This window comes from Desulfofundulus thermobenzoicus (genome assembly GCF_009428905.1).
Lineage (GTDB): Bacteria > Bacillota > Desulfotomaculia > Desulfotomaculales > Desulfovirgulaceae > Desulfofundulus_A > Desulfofundulus_A thermobenzoicus.
The window spans coordinates 41,140-54,855 of record NZ_WHYR01000023.1 but is presented as its reverse complement, the minus strand read 5'-3'; the positions used below and the strand labels follow the sequence as shown (position 1 = coordinate 54,855).

Genomic DNA, 13,716 nt, shown 5'->3' with positions numbered 1-13,716 from the left:
CCCCTTCCCTACTGTCATATTTGCCCCCCTTGCTAATATATAGAAATGGATGGTAAGTAACCGGCTCCCGGTTTCCATACCGGGCGGCCGGTACAAGGGGAGTGCCTTTATTTATGCACGGAAACACAACCCCGGCCCCTGGAAGAGACCACATTGCCGCCTGCCCGGACCGGCTGACCGCATTTGTCCGCCACAGCGATCTGCTGCGGGAACGGCACCCGTCCCGCCTGCCCGTCCCCACGGTGGTCATTGCCGGCGCCTATTAATGACTGGATCATTTCATCCTGTACCGGTTGTTCCGTGATCATGGACAATCCCTCTTCAAGGCAATAACGGGTTCCCTTAAATTCGGCTTTATAAAATTGACCGGGGACAGCAGGGAAATTCCCCTCGCATAAAGAAGTTTTTAAGATTAACACTATTTGACGAAAAAGGAGAGAACCGCTTTGTATCCGCAGACCCACGCCTATTTTGCCCAACGGGTGTGCGGGGAGATTTCCGAAGCCCTGGCCCTGGGCAGCATTTTCCCCGATATGGTGGCCGCCCTCACTCCCGGACGGGACGAAAGCCACGGCCGGGGCGGCCAGTTGCTGAACGCCCTGGGGGAAGATCCCGAGATGCGGGATTTTGCCCTGGGCGTACTCACCCACGGTACCAGCCCGGAAGGCCTGGATTATTACGGCGATGAAAAATACCTGCACCACGAACGGGGTTACTGCTTTGAAAAGGGCCGCCCCCTGGTGCAGGAAACCATCCGCGCGTGCAACCTGCCCGCGGCCATGGGATGGTGGAAAAGCCACAACATCGTGGAAATGGGCATCGAACTGCACATCGGCGGACACAAAAGCCCCTGGGGAGAAATACTCCGGAAAGCCCTGGAAAACGAGCGCCTGCTCACCAAGATCAGCCGGCTGGTGGCCCCCGTTTATGCGGTGGACCCCCGCCGGCTTTACCAGCGTATGCACAACTTTTCGTATTACATCCAGATAGACCGGATCACTCCCCGGAACCTGGCTGTGAAATACGATGTGCAAATGTTTTACAAGCACCACATTCACATCGACATTGAACGCACCGCCCGGCTCATTGCCAGCGCCCGGGAGATGGTTACGGCCGACCTGGAGCACTTCTTCACCTATGTGGAAGAACAGGTCCTTAAGACCATGGAGGCATTGGGGCGCCCCGGGTTAAGGCCATGAAATGCTTATTTCTACAACCCAACCCCACCTTTTATTACCGGCTTCGACGGTAGACCAGACCGGAAGCCACGGCCACCAGCTCTCCATGCTGATTTTCCACGGTAATCCGGTACAGGCCCGTACGCCGGGTTAAATTTTCTTCCCGGGCGGTGGCCACCAGTTCGTCTCCGGGGATACTTTTTTTCAAGTAGTTAATGTTCATATTGATACCCACCGCCGGCACGCCATGGGAATTGCTGGCCGTGCCGAAGGCCACGTCGGCCACGGTAAAGATGATCCCGCCGTGGGTAATGCCGTGGATATTGGTCATCTGCTCCGTCACTTTTAATCTAACCCGGGAATATCCGGGCCTCAGCTCCATTATTTCCACCCCCAGGGACCTGGGGAAGGGATCATTCAAAAGCCATTTTTTTAATTCTCCGGTCAGGGCTATTGGTTCATCAGGCATCCCTTTTCTCCTCCCCAAAATAAGTTAACAGCCGGGCACCCGGTATATTTACCGGCTTGCTGGCTCGCATCCGCTTGGAGAACAGCTCCACCACCTGTTTAACTGCTCCAGATTTCTACATGCCAAGGAATATTTCCTGCCGTCAAAAGAATAGCCCCGGTAGCCGGGACATTTTTCAAAACATTCCATTGAAACGGCCCTTTACTCCAGAGCCGGCCCCAGGGTAAGGGATTTCACCACCACGCCGCCAATCTCCTGGAGATCCTTCTCCAGACCCTGCCGTTCATTTTCACTGGCCTGCATGGTCAGGGTAATTATTCCCCTCTGCCGGCCGGGATCGGGAATGCCCGACCGGCTTAAAATCCGGGAGCCATGCCGGGTGAGCACATGCTGTACCTCCGGGGCTTTGCTGGCCCGCTCATCCACCAGGATGCCCACCACACAGATATCCCTGGCCATCCTCTCCCCCCTTTCCTGTCTTTTCCCGGTTGACCGGAGGAAAAGTGGTCCGCCGGCGGGTACCGTTCACCCTTAGTATGGCCGGAAAACCACTTTTTACATACGGCGGATATATGCCGGGCTACAATCACCCCCGTCGCTACAAAGGCACCGGGCCTGAAAATACACTGCTCGCCCGGATTTAAACCGGTAAAGGTAATAAGTACCTTAAAAGGTAAATATAGATTATCACCGGCAAGTGAAATTCCTCAAAGGTACCTGCGGGAATAATTGTTCTGCCATACCGTTAATAGTGGCACCGGGAAAGATGAGCATATCTTTCAGGTGGGTTGTGTTCCATCCGGAATTCGTTTTGGCGGATGCCGGCTAAATCCGGCATCCGGCCTCGTACGACCGGCATCTATTTTTTAAGGAGCCCTGCAGCCGTGACGGAAACCTTTCCCTTAAGTTTGCTGCTGATAATCCTTCTGGCCCTAATTTTTGATTATATCAATGGCTTTCATGACACGGCCAATGCCATAGCCACTTCCCTGGCCACCGGTGCCCTGGCACCCCGCACGGCAGTTATCCTGGCCGCGGGTATGAACCTGCTGGGTGCCTTCACCTTCACCGGGGTGGCCCTGACCATAGCCGAAGGGATTATCACCCCTTACGCCCTGCTCCAGAATCCCCGGGCGGTAACCGCCGCCCTGCTGGCGGCCGTATGCTGGAACCTGCTCACCTGGTACCGGGGATTGCCCAGCAGTTCATCCCATGCCCTGGTGGGAGCGCTGGCCGGGGCCACCCTGGCCGCCTGCGGACCGGGCGGGGTGAATACCGGCGGCTTGTGCAACATCCTGCAGTCCCTGATCCTTTCCCCGCCTCTGGCCCTGCTGGCCGGGTTCACCACCATGCTGATCATTACCCTTTATGCCAGGCTGTGCCGGCTCCAGGGCGGTCTTTACAACCGTTTCCGGCAGCTACAGCGCCTGGGGGCCGCCCTGCAGGCCTTTTCCCACGGCACCAACGACGCCCAGAAAACCATGGGCATCATTACCCTGGCCCTGGTGCTGGCCGGAAATCAGGAAACTTTTACCGTGCCCCTTTGGGTGAAAATCTGTTCGGCCCTGGCCCTGGCCCTGGGGACCGCCCGCGGCGGCTGGCGCATTATCCGCACCGTGGGCCGGGGAATCACCCCCCTGGACCCACCGGCCGGGTTCGCCGCCGATCTGGGTTCGGGAGCGGTCATTCTGGGGGCCACCCTGTGGGGATTGCCGGTAAGCACCACCCATGTCATTTCTTCATCCATCACCGGAGTGGGGCTTACCCGGGGGAAAGGGGCCGTACACTGGTCTACCGTGGGGAAAATATTGCTGGCCTGGCTCTTTACCCTGCCGGCATCCGCCGCCATGGGTGCCGCCTTTTATTTCCTTTGTCTGGCCCTGGCCCCTTAAACGCCGCGTTTTTCCCGGCCGGCCTTTATTCCCCCGGGCAACCGCCAACCTGCCAATGTTTTACGGTTGACCCTCCGCCCGCAGTCAGGTATACTAAACACCGGCCTGGCTGAAGCGACGAAAGGAGTGGAGACCATGGCTTTTTTTCTCTGGTTTCAACGGAAAAGCAGTCAAAAGGCGCTGGCAGTCACCGCTGTGACCATGGCAGCCATCATTTTCGCCCTGGCGGTAATGCCGGGCAACGGCGGAGCCACGGTTGGACTGGAACAGCCAAAATCAATTATGAGCATTAAAAAAACGCCGGTCATACAGGACCGCCCGGCCCCGGCCCAGGTTTCCCGGGGCAACGATATCAGCCGGGACGATCTGGTGCTGATGGCCCGGGTCATTGAAGGGGAAGCGGCAGACGAACCCTATATCGGCAAGGTGGCCGTGGGGGCGGTGATTCTCAACCGGACCCGGGAGGGGGAATTTCCCCGGACCGTCAAGGGAGTTATTTATGAACCCGATGCCTTTGAGGCCGTGACCAACGGCCAGTACCTGCGACCCCTCAGCCAGGAGTCCCTGGCTGCCGCCCGGGAAGCGGTGAACGGTCACGACCCTACGGGCGGCGCGCTGTATTACTGGAACCCGGCAAAGGCATCGAGCCCATGGGTCTGGTCCCGGCCCATTGTCACCCGGATCGGTAACCATGTCTTTGCCAAATAAAAGGAAAATGCAGGAGGAAGCCCTCCTGCAGTTACATATAATCAACTCGCAATTCGCAACTTGAAACCCGACATTTCACCACCGGGGGTAATCATAACGGGGACGGGGAGCCATGAGCTTGATCAGAATCATCCCGATCACAAAACCCCCGATGTGCGCCCACCAGGCCACCGGGTTAACCGCTCCACCCAGGGAGGCCGCTCCGTTGAAAAGCTGGATCACAAACCACAGGGCCAGGAAAATGACCGCCGGTATCTCCATGATGGTCAAGAAGAAAAAGATGGGTACCAGGGCCAGCACCCGGGAATGCCTGAAAGTAATAAAATAGGCCCCCAGGACGCCCGCAATGGCCCCGCTGGCCCCCACCACGGGCACCGGGGAGGTGGGGTTGGTTATCACATGGGCCAGGCTGCCGGCCATCCCGGCCAGCAGGTAAAAGAGCAGGTAACGGAAGTGGCCCAGCCGGTCTTCCACATTATCCCCGAAGATCCACAGGTAGAGCATGTTCCCCAGCACGTGCACCCAGCCGCCGTGCAGGAACATGGAGGTAATGAAGGGTATAAGCAGGGGCTCCACCGGCGCGCCCATGGCCAGCACGTGAAAGACCCGGGCCGGCACCACACCCAGGTTAAAGAAAAGCTGGTTCAGTTCGTTTGGGGATAAAGTCAATTCCTGAAAAAATACAAACAGGTTGAGGCCGATCAATATCCAGTTGATAAAGGGTGCCCGCCGGGGACGGATGCTGTCACGTAAAGGAATCACCGGTCAGCCCTCATTTCTGGTTTTTTGACCGTGGCAGGGACTGCCAGGGTTTTTACCATTCTATCATACATTGATTACGGTGTGGCGATAACTCTTATAGTGTGGCTTTTGGCAGGTTTTTACCATTCTATCATACATTGATTACCCGGTCCTGACAAGACCGGGTAACCTCTGGCGGAAACATTTCTTAAGCCATATCATATGCCCTTTCCCCCAGCACCATGCGGGCATCCAGCACCAGCGCCCCCTGCGGGTACAGGGCCACCGGGTTCAGATCCAGTTCCCGGATGCGGGGTTCATTTTCCACCAGGCGGGATACCTTTAAAAGAATATCCACCAGCGCCCCCTCGTCTGCCGGCGGAGCGCCCCGGTAGCCGGCCAGCAGGCGGTAGCCCTGCAGGGAACGGATCATGTCCCGGGCATGGGCTTCCGTCAGGGGTATGAGGCGGAAACTCACGTCCTTTAAAATCTCTGTGAACACACCACCCAGGCCGCACATGACCACCGGGCCGAACTGCCGGTCGGTGGTTACCCCCACAATCACTTCCCGCCCCGGGGGAGCCATGGTCTGTACCGTTACTCCCGCAGCCGGGTCCACGGCCTTCGCCCGGTCCATAATTTCCCGGTAGGCCCGGCGCACCTGGCCGGCATCCCCCAGGTTTAGGATTACCCCGCCCAGGTCCGATTTATGTTGAATGGCCGTGGAACGCACCTTCAACACCACCGGGTAGCCTATCTGCCCGGCAATGCTTACGGCTTCTTCCTCATCTGCCGCCACCCGGCAGGGGGTGGCCGGTATGCCGGCAGACACCAGCATATCCTTGCTCTCATCTTCATACAGATACCGGCGCTCCTCCGCCAGTGCCCGCCCGATAATATCCTGCGCCTTCACTGTACCTCACCTCCCTGCCGGGAAGCATAATGCAACAGCGCCGCCACTCCCCAGGCCGCTTCCTCGGGAGTGGTATACACCGGGATGCCCCGGGACTGCAACAACTCCCTTTCTTCCTTCACCGCCTCCTGGCTGGCAATGTACAGGGCCAGGAGGGGCTTGTTGCTCTTCTGGCGGGCGGCCAGCAGTTCCGCCGTGGGGCAGCGCCAGTGCAGGTGGGGGCAGTAGATGGCCACCAGAAGGTCCACTCCCGGGTCGGCAATGACCGCGTCCACCAGGCGGCCGAAGGGATGGGCCTGCATGGCCTGGCCGGCGGCATCCAGGGGGTTTTTCACCACCACCGCCGGGTTTTCCCCCAGAACGGCTTTGATTTCCTCCAGGGTTTCCGGCTGGAAGCCGGGAAAAACCCCGCCCCGCAGGCTCACTTCATCCAGCAGGACGATGCTGGGACCGGCTGTGTGAGTGACCACCCCCACCCGGTTGCCCCTGGGGCGTGGGGCCAGGGCCAGGGCCAGGGCCTTGCAGGCGGCCACCATCTCCAGGGCGCTGTCCACCACCGGCAGGCCAAACTGACCCAGAATCTGCCGGTACATGGCATAACTGCCGGCCATGCTGCCGGTGTGGGTCTGCGCGGCAAAATCAACCGCCCCGGAACGGCCCACTTTATAGAAAACCACCGGTTTTTGCCGGGCCACCTCCCCGGCCACCTGCACCAGCCGGCGGGCATTATCCGTGCCTTCCACAAAGACGCCGATGACCGCCGTGCCGTCGTCCGCCGCCAGGTAATGCAGGTAATCGCTCATTTCCAGGGTGCTGCGGTTGCCCACCCCCACCCATTTGTTGATGCCCAGCCCTTCATCCACGGCTTTGTGGATGATGGTCAGGCCCACCCCGCCGCTCTGGCAGACAAAAGACACCCTGCCCCGGGGAAGGCGCAGGGGATAAAAGGTGGTGTTCAAACCGGCATCGGTGTTGATCAGGCCCAGGGTGTTGGGGCCGACGATCTCAATGTTGTATTTCCGGGCCGTGGCAATTAACCTGTCCTCCAGGGCCAGCCCCTCATCCCCCATTTCCCGGTAGCCGCCGGCCACACAGACCACGCCCTTTACTCCCATCTTCCCGCACTGCTCCACCGCATCCACAGTGGCCACCTGATTGACGCCGATCACCGCCAGGTCCACCGGTCCGGGCACTTCTTCCAGGGAACGGTAGACAGGTAGGCCCTGCAATGTTTTTAGCCGGGGGTGTACCGGGTAAATCCGGCCCTGGAAACCGGCATGGATAAGACTTTCCAGAAGGCAGTACCCCACCCGGTCCGGTGATTCGGTAACCCCGATAACGGCCACACTGCGGGGATAGAAAATACTGTGCAAAATATCCTGCTTTCCACCGGCCATTGTTGTTACCCCCTATCTCAATATTTTTCATTGATACTCAGAAATCGATTAATCACCAGGCCACTGAAAACACCAGGAACTTAAACTGGAAAACACCACAGGGGTGCCGAACTCCTTTTGGGATACATTTACATACTGATCCCAATGATTTTATTCTAAAAACTTTCTGAATAACCTGCCGGGGAAAATAAAAATCTCCCCGCGGCAAAGCCATGGAGAGAGAGAGAAGGGTTTTCATCAACTAAATATCATATCCCCTGCCCGGCCCCACCGGCCGGCCCGCGCCGAAATTTCAGGGAATAACCTTGTTCAGGGGGTACTCGATGATGTCCTGGGCCCCGGCCCTTTTTAAAGGCGGGATCAGGTCCCGCACCTGCTTTTCGTCCAGAATCACTTCCACCGCCACCCAGTCGCTGTTCACCAGCTGTGATATGGTGGGATGCTTCATGGCCGGCAGCAACGCCAGCACATCATCCAGCTTCTCCCCGGGCACGTTCATCTTTAAGCCTACCTTGGCGTCGGCCCGCAGCGCTCCCTGCAACAGTACGGCCAGGTTTTCCAGCTTCTCCTTCTTCCAGGGATCCGCCCAGGCCTTTTTATTGGCGTGCAAACGGGGTGTTGACTGCAAAATGGTGGCAATCACCCGCAGGTTATTGGCTTTCAACGAACTGCCCGTTTCCGTGAGATCGGCAATGGCATCCACCAGGTGGGGCACCTTCACTTCGGTGGCGCCGTAGGAATACTCCACCATGGCCTCCACGCCATGGGCGGCCAGAAACTTTCTGGTCACCTGGACCAGTTCGGTGGCAATGCGCTTGCCCTGCAGGTCGGCCACCGTTTTTATGGGGCTGTCGTTGGCCACGGCCAGCACCAGCCGGATGGGATTGGTGGTCTGCTTGGAATAGACCAGTTCGGCCACCTCCACCACATCGGCCTCGTTTTCCATGATCCAGTCCAGCCCGCTGATACCCGCGTCCAGCACCCCTTCGTTGACATAACGGGGGATCTCCTGGGCGCGCATGAGCACCACTTCCAGCTCGGGATCATCAATGCTGGGAAAATAGGAACGGCTTTTCACGGCCATATTAAAGCCGGCCCGTTTGAACAACTGAAAGGTGGCTTCCTGCAAACTGCCCTTGGGCAAACCGAGACGTAACTGCACAAGCATACCTCCTGCCATCTTTTATGCTTTAATATGATGATATATTAGCTTGCCAAACTATGTTTAAGTATAATCTGCTTCCTTTCCTCCTGTCAACAGGAAAATGACCCGGGTAAACCCGTTCTGAATAAAACATACCTGCCGGTGTGAGAATATTTCAGGTATGAAGGAGGGTTCAAGGAGTGACATTGGATGCGTAAAACCCTTCCCCTGATCCTTTCCCTTTCCCTGGTGGTGCTCCTCAGCACACCGCCGCAGGCAACGGCCGCCTGGCCGGCGTCTGTCGGCAGGCAGAGTGCGGCTCGTAACGACGCGCCGGCCGGTCCTGCGCAAAACGTACTTATCTTCTGGACGGACGGGCCTAAGCTAAAGGCCATTACCCTCATGGCCATTAATCCCGGCCACAAACCGGTGGGTATTGTTTCCATTCCCATAAACACCCGCCTGTACGACGTCGGCGGAGCCAGAACCTTAGAAGAACTCTACCGGCGGGAAGGGCGGCCGGGCACCACCGCCTATCTGGAAAAGCGCTTTGGCATTTCCATAAATAACTATGTGGACATCAGCCAGGACGCCCTGGCCCGCACCAGCGACGCCCTGGGGCCGGTGGAAATGGCCGGGAAAAAGACCTCCCTGCTGGAAGTTTTTGAAGGAACCTATACCAGCCAGCGAATGGACCTGCAGGCGGAAATCCGCGCCCTGGCCGCCAGGTTGATTGAACCGGCGGTGCTGGTCAAGATACCCCGCCTGTTATGGATCTTTACCACCGGCACGGAAACCAATATGGGTGCCGGCAACATACTGACTATTTACAACACCCTGAGGGGCAACGGCCCGGAAATCCTGCGCAAACAGGCACTACCCGGACAGGAATGTTTTACCGGCACAGGTAAATACAGGGAAGTTTCTCCCGATGCCTGGAGCAGGGTGCTGCGTGACGTGACATCCGCCTGAAGATACTGCGGTTGCAGAATACGCCCTTTCCCGGACCCCACGGCGTTCCTGGGAAGGGGATTTTTTTGCCCCCGATGGCAGCTTTCCCTCTACGATACCACGAAAAACCTCGTAAAACCCGACACGCTCCCGGTAAAACTAGTTTCACATGGTTTTTACCCTTTCAATATTTTCCCTGCCAAAAAGGAGAGATTTTGCCCATGCTGCCGGGAAAAACCATTTCTTTTTTTGTATTTTCAATCATTATAATCTTTATTTTATTGTGCGCGCCGGTAGCCCTCCCGGCCCAGCCGTCCCAGGCCAAGTCGCCACAGGCCGCGCCATTGCCGGCAGAGAATATGCAAAAAATACTGCAGGAAATGCTGGAAACCCGTGCCCGGGCAGTATTGACGGGAGCGGACCCGGCACCGGTGTACAGAATGTATGACACCAGTGTCAAACTGGGCCGCTGGGCCTTATCCCACGAACAGAGCAAGCTGCACTTCATTCAGTCCTGGGCACAGAAACGGGGCGTCCGCATTACCGAAGCCAATATGACCTTAAAAATCCCCTGGTCCCGGGTCCGGGAAGACCGGGCGGAATTTGTGGTTCACCAGACCCTGGCCCTGGGATATATTTATCCCGATCAGCCGGCGGTGGTTAACCGCTTCGGCATCGGTACACGGCACTGGATTGAACTGGTGCACCGGGACGGCCGCTGGCTCATCCGGAAGGACTTTTACACCGACGGCCTGGGAGACGATACCCTGGCTCCCAAACCCACACCGGCCGACGGGGCGGCTTTCACCGGCCGGCCTCCCAGTGCGGCGCCCGCCCAGGGAAGCGGCTCCGCCATTTATGACCGGGAAGGAGCCGCCCGGTATGCCGATAAATATGCCGGCCTGGCCTGGGGGGCGGGTAACGACCATCAATACAACTCCCGTTACCGGGATTTAAACGGCCAGGGCGGCGACTGCACCAATTTCGTCTCCCAGTGCCTGGGGGATAAGGAGGGGGGCCGCCTGCCCATGGACGGCGCCTGGTACTACCGTTACGACCGCAACGGCGGGTCCGGCAGCCGGGCCTGGGTGCAGACGGAAGCTTTTGCCAGCTGGCTTTTATACAGCGGCCGGTCGCAACGCATAGCCCGGGGCACCTTCCCGGAACTGAACCAGCCCGCCGGCCGGTTTCCCCGGGGAGCCGTGGGGGAGTTGCAGAAGGGAGATGTCATCGGCTATGAAGAGAAGGGGCACATTGAACATTTTGCCATCGTGGTGGGCACCGATTCCCGGGGCTATCCTCTGGTGAACGCCCATACGGTGGACCGCTACCACTGCCCCTGGGACATGGGGTGGGACAGGAAAACGGTCTTTCACCTTTTTCACATCAACGATAGCCCGTAATCAAAGCGATGTACCTTAGCCTTCTTTAAACAGCTAAACTTTATCCACAATTCTCCGCCATATATAGCAGGGGTTGGCACCCATTGACATTTTTTCAGTGATAGAATTAATGCGGTGGCAGTAAACCACCGCTTGATGTTTTGGCTCACCCGCCGGATCACATCGTTGTTTTCCTTTTGAAAGCAATATGACCTCTTAATGGACGGCCGCCTAAAAACCTTTTCTTTTATAACCTGGCCTCCCCCTCATCCTCCCGGTCGTTATTCACCTGGTGATGGAAGATGGCCGTTAAATCCTCATCGTCGTACCCGCCGGGGGCGCGGAGCTTCAACTGGCTGACCACTTCCTTTACGCCCCGGGCCCTGGCCGCCGCCGCTTTCGCTTTTTCAATCTCCCGGACATCGTCCACCCGGCCCTGCAGGAAGACCACCCCTTTCACACTTTTCACTCCCACATGGCGCCGGTTGATACCGGCCGCTGCCAGTTCTTCCCCCACTTCAAAGCTCACATCATCATCGGTGACGGCGCCGTCGGTGCTCACAGCCACCCCGTTTTCCACCGCCCGGATACCGTCAATGGCTGAAACAATCTCCCGCACCTGTTCTTTTTCCGCCAGGGTATCCACCACCCCGGTGATCCGTGCCCTGCCGTCCACCACGTCGGCCGTCAGGCCGTAGGCCCTGGTGCGCACGTCACTGTCCAGGGCGGCCTGTACTTTTTCCGTCAGCTTTTTATCCCTTTCTTCCGGCATTGGGTTCCCTCCTAAAATGGTGGTCTGACGTCAGAAAAGGGGAAAGGCTACTTTTTAGGAGCAAAAAAAGCAGCCTGTCCCCTTTTTTGCTCCCAGTTAACACGCCGCAGGGGTTGATAATTTTATTGGCCACTACCTGTTTTTCTGCAGGTATTATTCCCCCTGACCCGGTAATTATAGAGGGAGATCATTTGCTAAATTTAGAGTTTTTATCCCCGGGAAGGGGATGGCGCACCCGGCAGTGGTCCCGGAACAATAACCATCCACCCGGGTAACTGCGCCAAACTATTTATATGAGGTGAGTAATATGCTTTACCAGCCAAACCGGCGCCCGCTGTGGGAAGTGACTGCAGATCTGTCCCTGGCCGCCCGGGGGAAAATACCGGCCGACGTGGTCATTAAAAACGGCCGGCTGGTGAACGTACATACCGCCGAGATCCAGCCCGGCTCGGATGTGGCTGTTAAACACGGCCGGGTGGTCCTGGTGGGCCGGGCAGACCACACCATTGGCCCGGACACCCTGGTCATTGATGCGGACGGCCTTTACCTGGTGCCGGGTTTCCTGGACGGGCACATCCACGTGGAAAGCAGCATGGTCACCGTGACCCAGTTTGCCCGGGCGGTTCTGCCCCGCGGCACCACCACCATTTTTATGGACCCCCATGAAATTGCCAATGTGCTGGGCATGGAAGGCATCCGCCTGATGGTGGATGAAGGGAAAAACCTGCCCTTAAAGGTATTCACCACCATGCCTTCCTGTGTGCCGGCGGCTCCCGGCTTTGAGGATGCCGGGGCAGCCATCGGTCCGGCGGAAGTGCGCGAAGCCATGGCCTGGCCGGAAATCATCGGCCTGGGGGAAATGATGAACTTCCCCGGCGTGCTGGCCGGGGACCCCCTGGTACACGGGGAAATCCAGGCCACCCTGCAGGCCGGCAAGGTGGTTACCGGCCATTATTCGATACCGGAAATAGAAACGGGCCTGCCGGCTTATGTGGCCGCCGGCATTACCTCCTGCCACGAATCAACCCTGGCGGCAGACGCCCTGGCCCGCATGCGCCTGGGCATGTACGCCAAGATGCGGGAGGGTTCCGCCTGGCACGATGTAAAGGCCACGGTGAAAAGCATCACCGAAACCCGGGTGGACTCCCGCTACGCCGTGCTGGTATCCGACGACACCCACCCGGAAACCCTGCTCACCCTGGGCCATTTGAATCATGTGGTGCGCCGGGCCATCGAAGAAGGGGTGGACCCGGTGCGGGCCATCCAGATGGCCACCATCAACCCGGCCCAGTGCTTCGGCGTGTCCCGGGAGCTGGGCAGCATCGCCCCCGGGCGCTGCGCCGACATTTTATTCGTCCCGGACCTGGCGGATATGCAGGTTGAACGGGTGATGGTGGACGGAATGGTGGTGGCGGAAAAGGGGCGGCTGTTATACGACCTCCCGGCCTTCACCTACCCGGAGCGGGCCCGCCGCTCGGTACACCTGGCGAAGCCGCTGGCGGCAGGGGATTTCACCATCCGGTGCGGCGGCCGGGAAGCCCTGGTACGGGTCATGGAAGTAATGGAAGCCAAAGTGGGCACGCTGCACCGGCAGGTGGCCGTGCCGGTGATAAACGGGGAAATCAGGCCTTCGGTGGAACTGGATGTGGCCAAAGTAGCCTGCATCGAACGCCACGGCGGCCCGGGAAACACGGGCATGGGACTGGTGCGGGGCTTCGGCCTTAAGGCCGGGGCGGTGGCCTCCACCGTGGCCCACGACAGCCACAACCTGCTGGTGGTGGGTATGGACGAGGCGGACATGGCCCTGGCCGCCAACACCCTGGCCGGGTGCGGCGGGGGCATGGTGGCCGTGCGGGACGGCCGGGTGCTGGCCCTGCTGCCCCTGCCCATCGCCGGGCTCATGTCCGATCAACCGGTGGAAGATGTGGAACAAAAAGTGGCCGCCCTGGACCGGGCCTGGAAGGAGCTGGGCTGCCCCCTGGTCTCCCCCTTCATGACCATGGCCCTCTTATCCCTGCCGGTGCTCCCGGAACTGCGGGTAACCAACCGGGGACTGGTGGATACGGTGCATTTTTGCTTTGTGGATCTGGTGCTGGAGGAAAGGCCCTGACCCATTAAACTTTTCCTTGCCTGGAACTCCCGGATCTGCTATGCTGGGAAATGAAAGGC

General features: G+C 58.6%; 14 protein-coding genes. 7 read left to right on the top strand and 7 right to left on the bottom strand.

Annotation, left to right across the window (positions count from 1 at the left end):
• The first annotated feature begins 113 nt into the window (after positions 1-113).
• Entirely contained in the window at positions 114-266 is a 153-nt protein-coding gene (locus tag GFC01_RS09865) for a hypothetical protein (protein ID WP_152946745.1), read from the top strand.
• Positions 267-446: 180 nt separating this feature from the next.
• Positions 447-1,199: a hypothetical protein gene (locus GFC01_RS09860; RefSeq protein WP_152946743.1), complete on the top strand. Its 753-nt coding sequence runs from the start codon at positions 447-449 to the stop codon at positions 1,197-1,199.
• Between the two features lie 34 nt (positions 1,200-1,233).
• Here GFC01_RS09860 and paaI read toward each other — a convergent pair whose 3' ends face one another.
• Positions 1,234-1,647 carry a hydroxyphenylacetyl-CoA thioesterase PaaI gene (paaI, locus tag GFC01_RS09855; RefSeq protein WP_152946741.1) on the bottom strand — a complete coding sequence of 138 codons (414 nt, stop codon included), beginning with the start codon at positions 1,645-1,647 and terminating at the stop codon, positions 1,234-1,236.
• Positions 1,648-1,848: 201 nt separating this feature from the next.
• Positions 1,849-2,106 (bottom strand): hypothetical protein, encoded by a 258-nt coding sequence (locus tag GFC01_RS09850; protein WP_152946740.1) that lies wholly within the window; start codon positions 2,104-2,106, stop codon positions 1,849-1,851.
• A 425-nt stretch (positions 2,107-2,531) separates the two neighbouring features.
• Between GFC01_RS09850 and GFC01_RS09845 the strand changes: the two genes are divergently transcribed.
• Together GFC01_RS09845 and GFC01_RS09840 are read left to right on the top strand one after the other, a co-directional pair.
• Positions 2,532-3,539 carry an inorganic phosphate transporter gene (locus GFC01_RS09845; protein ID WP_341473883.1) on the top strand — a complete coding sequence of 336 codons (1,008 nt, stop codon included), beginning with the start codon at positions 2,532-2,534 and terminating at the stop codon, positions 3,537-3,539.
• A gap of 135 nt (positions 3,540-3,674) precedes the next feature.
• Complete coding sequence (locus GFC01_RS09840; RefSeq protein WP_152946735.1) at positions 3,675-4,247, top strand: cell wall hydrolase; 573 nt, start codon at positions 3,675-3,677, stop codon at positions 4,245-4,247.
• A 75-nt stretch (positions 4,248-4,322) separates the two neighbouring features.
• Here the strand turns inward: GFC01_RS09840 and GFC01_RS09835 are convergent, their stop codons facing one another.
• The 4 genes from GFC01_RS09835 to hisG form a co-directional block, all read right to left on the bottom strand.
• Positions 4,323-5,009, bottom strand: a complete 687-nt coding sequence (locus tag GFC01_RS09835) for a rhomboid family intramembrane serine protease (RefSeq protein ID WP_341473882.1) — start codon at positions 5,007-5,009, stop codon at positions 4,323-4,325.
• Positions 5,010-5,196: 187 nt separating this feature from the next.
• The gene (locus tag GFC01_RS09830; RefSeq protein WP_207707606.1) at positions 5,197-5,901 is read right to left on the bottom strand and encodes an acetate--CoA ligase family protein; all 705 of its coding nucleotides are present in this window, start codon (positions 5,899-5,901) and stop codon (positions 5,197-5,199) included.
• The gene (locus GFC01_RS09825) at positions 5,898-7,298 is read right to left on the bottom strand and encodes an acetate--CoA ligase family protein (protein WP_152946733.1); all 1,401 of its coding nucleotides are present in this window, start codon (positions 7,296-7,298) and stop codon (positions 5,898-5,900) included. The genes GFC01_RS09830 and GFC01_RS09825 overlap by 4 nt, the downstream gene beginning before the upstream one ends.
• 292 nt (positions 7,299-7,590) lie before the next feature.
• Positions 7,591-8,460, bottom strand: coding sequence for an ATP phosphoribosyltransferase (hisG, locus tag GFC01_RS09820; protein ID WP_341473881.1), 870 nt, complete (start codon positions 8,458-8,460; stop codon positions 7,591-7,593).
• 192 nt (positions 8,461-8,652) lie between these two features.
• On the opposite strand from hisG, the gene GFC01_RS09815 reads away from it, so the two are divergent.
• Together GFC01_RS09815 and GFC01_RS09810 are read left to right on the top strand one after the other, a co-directional pair.
• The gene (locus GFC01_RS09815; protein WP_152946728.1) at positions 8,653-9,414 is read left to right on the top strand and encodes an LCP family protein; all 762 of its coding nucleotides are present in this window, start codon (positions 8,653-8,655) and stop codon (positions 9,412-9,414) included.
• 200 nt (positions 9,415-9,614) lie between these two features.
• Positions 9,615-10,796, top strand: coding sequence for an amidase domain-containing protein (locus GFC01_RS09810; RefSeq protein ID WP_152946726.1), 1,182 nt, complete (start codon positions 9,615-9,617; stop codon positions 10,794-10,796).
• Positions 10,797-11,022: 226 nt separating this feature from the next.
• Here the strand turns inward: GFC01_RS09810 and GFC01_RS09805 are convergent, their stop codons facing one another.
• A complete protein-coding gene (locus GFC01_RS09805) occupies positions 11,023-11,547 on the bottom strand; it encodes a BON domain-containing protein (RefSeq protein ID WP_152946724.1) in 525 nt (174 codons plus the stop codon).
• Positions 11,548-11,854: 307 nt separating this feature from the next.
• On the opposite strand from GFC01_RS09805, the gene ade reads away from it, so the two are divergent.
• On the top strand, positions 11,855-13,657 hold the full coding sequence (ade, locus tag GFC01_RS09800) for an adenine deaminase (protein WP_152946722.1): 1,803 nt from the start codon (positions 11,855-11,857) through the stop codon (positions 13,655-13,657).
• The last annotated feature ends 59 nt before the right edge of the window (positions 13,658-13,716 follow it).

What these genes read in the sequence shown, in the direction of transcription:
- GFC01_RS09865 (WP_152946745.1), top strand. Translation starts at nt 114, where the DNA reads ATGCACGGAAACACAACCCCGGCCCCTGGAAGAGACCACATTGCCGCC.
- paaI (WP_152946741.1), bottom strand. Translation starts at nt 1,647, where the DNA reads ATGCCTGATGAACCAATAGCCCTGACCGGAGAATTAAAAAAATGGCTT.
- GFC01_RS09850 (WP_152946740.1), bottom strand. Translation starts at nt 2,106, where the DNA reads ATGGCCAGGGATATCTGTGTGGTGGGCATCCTGGTGGATGAGCGGGCC.
- GFC01_RS09840 (WP_152946735.1), top strand. Translation starts at nt 3,675, where the DNA reads ATGGCTTTTTTTCTCTGGTTTCAACGGAAAAGCAGTCAAAAGGCGCTG.
- GFC01_RS09825 (WP_152946733.1), bottom strand. Translation starts at nt 7,298, where the DNA reads ATGGCCGGTGGAAAGCAGGATATTTTGCACAGTATTTTCTATCCCCGC.
- GFC01_RS09815 (WP_152946728.1), top strand. Translation starts at nt 8,653, where the DNA reads ATGCGTAAAACCCTTCCCCTGATCCTTTCCCTTTCCCTGGTGGTGCTC.
- GFC01_RS09810 (WP_152946726.1), top strand. Translation starts at nt 9,615, where the DNA reads ATGCTGCCGGGAAAAACCATTTCTTTTTTTGTATTTTCAATCATTATA.
- GFC01_RS09805 (WP_152946724.1), bottom strand. Translation starts at nt 11,547, where the DNA reads ATGCCGGAAGAAAGGGATAAAAAGCTGACGGAAAAAGTACAGGCCGCC.
- ade (WP_152946722.1), top strand. Translation starts at nt 11,855, where the DNA reads ATGCTTTACCAGCCAAACCGGCGCCCGCTGTGGGAAGTGACTGCAGAT.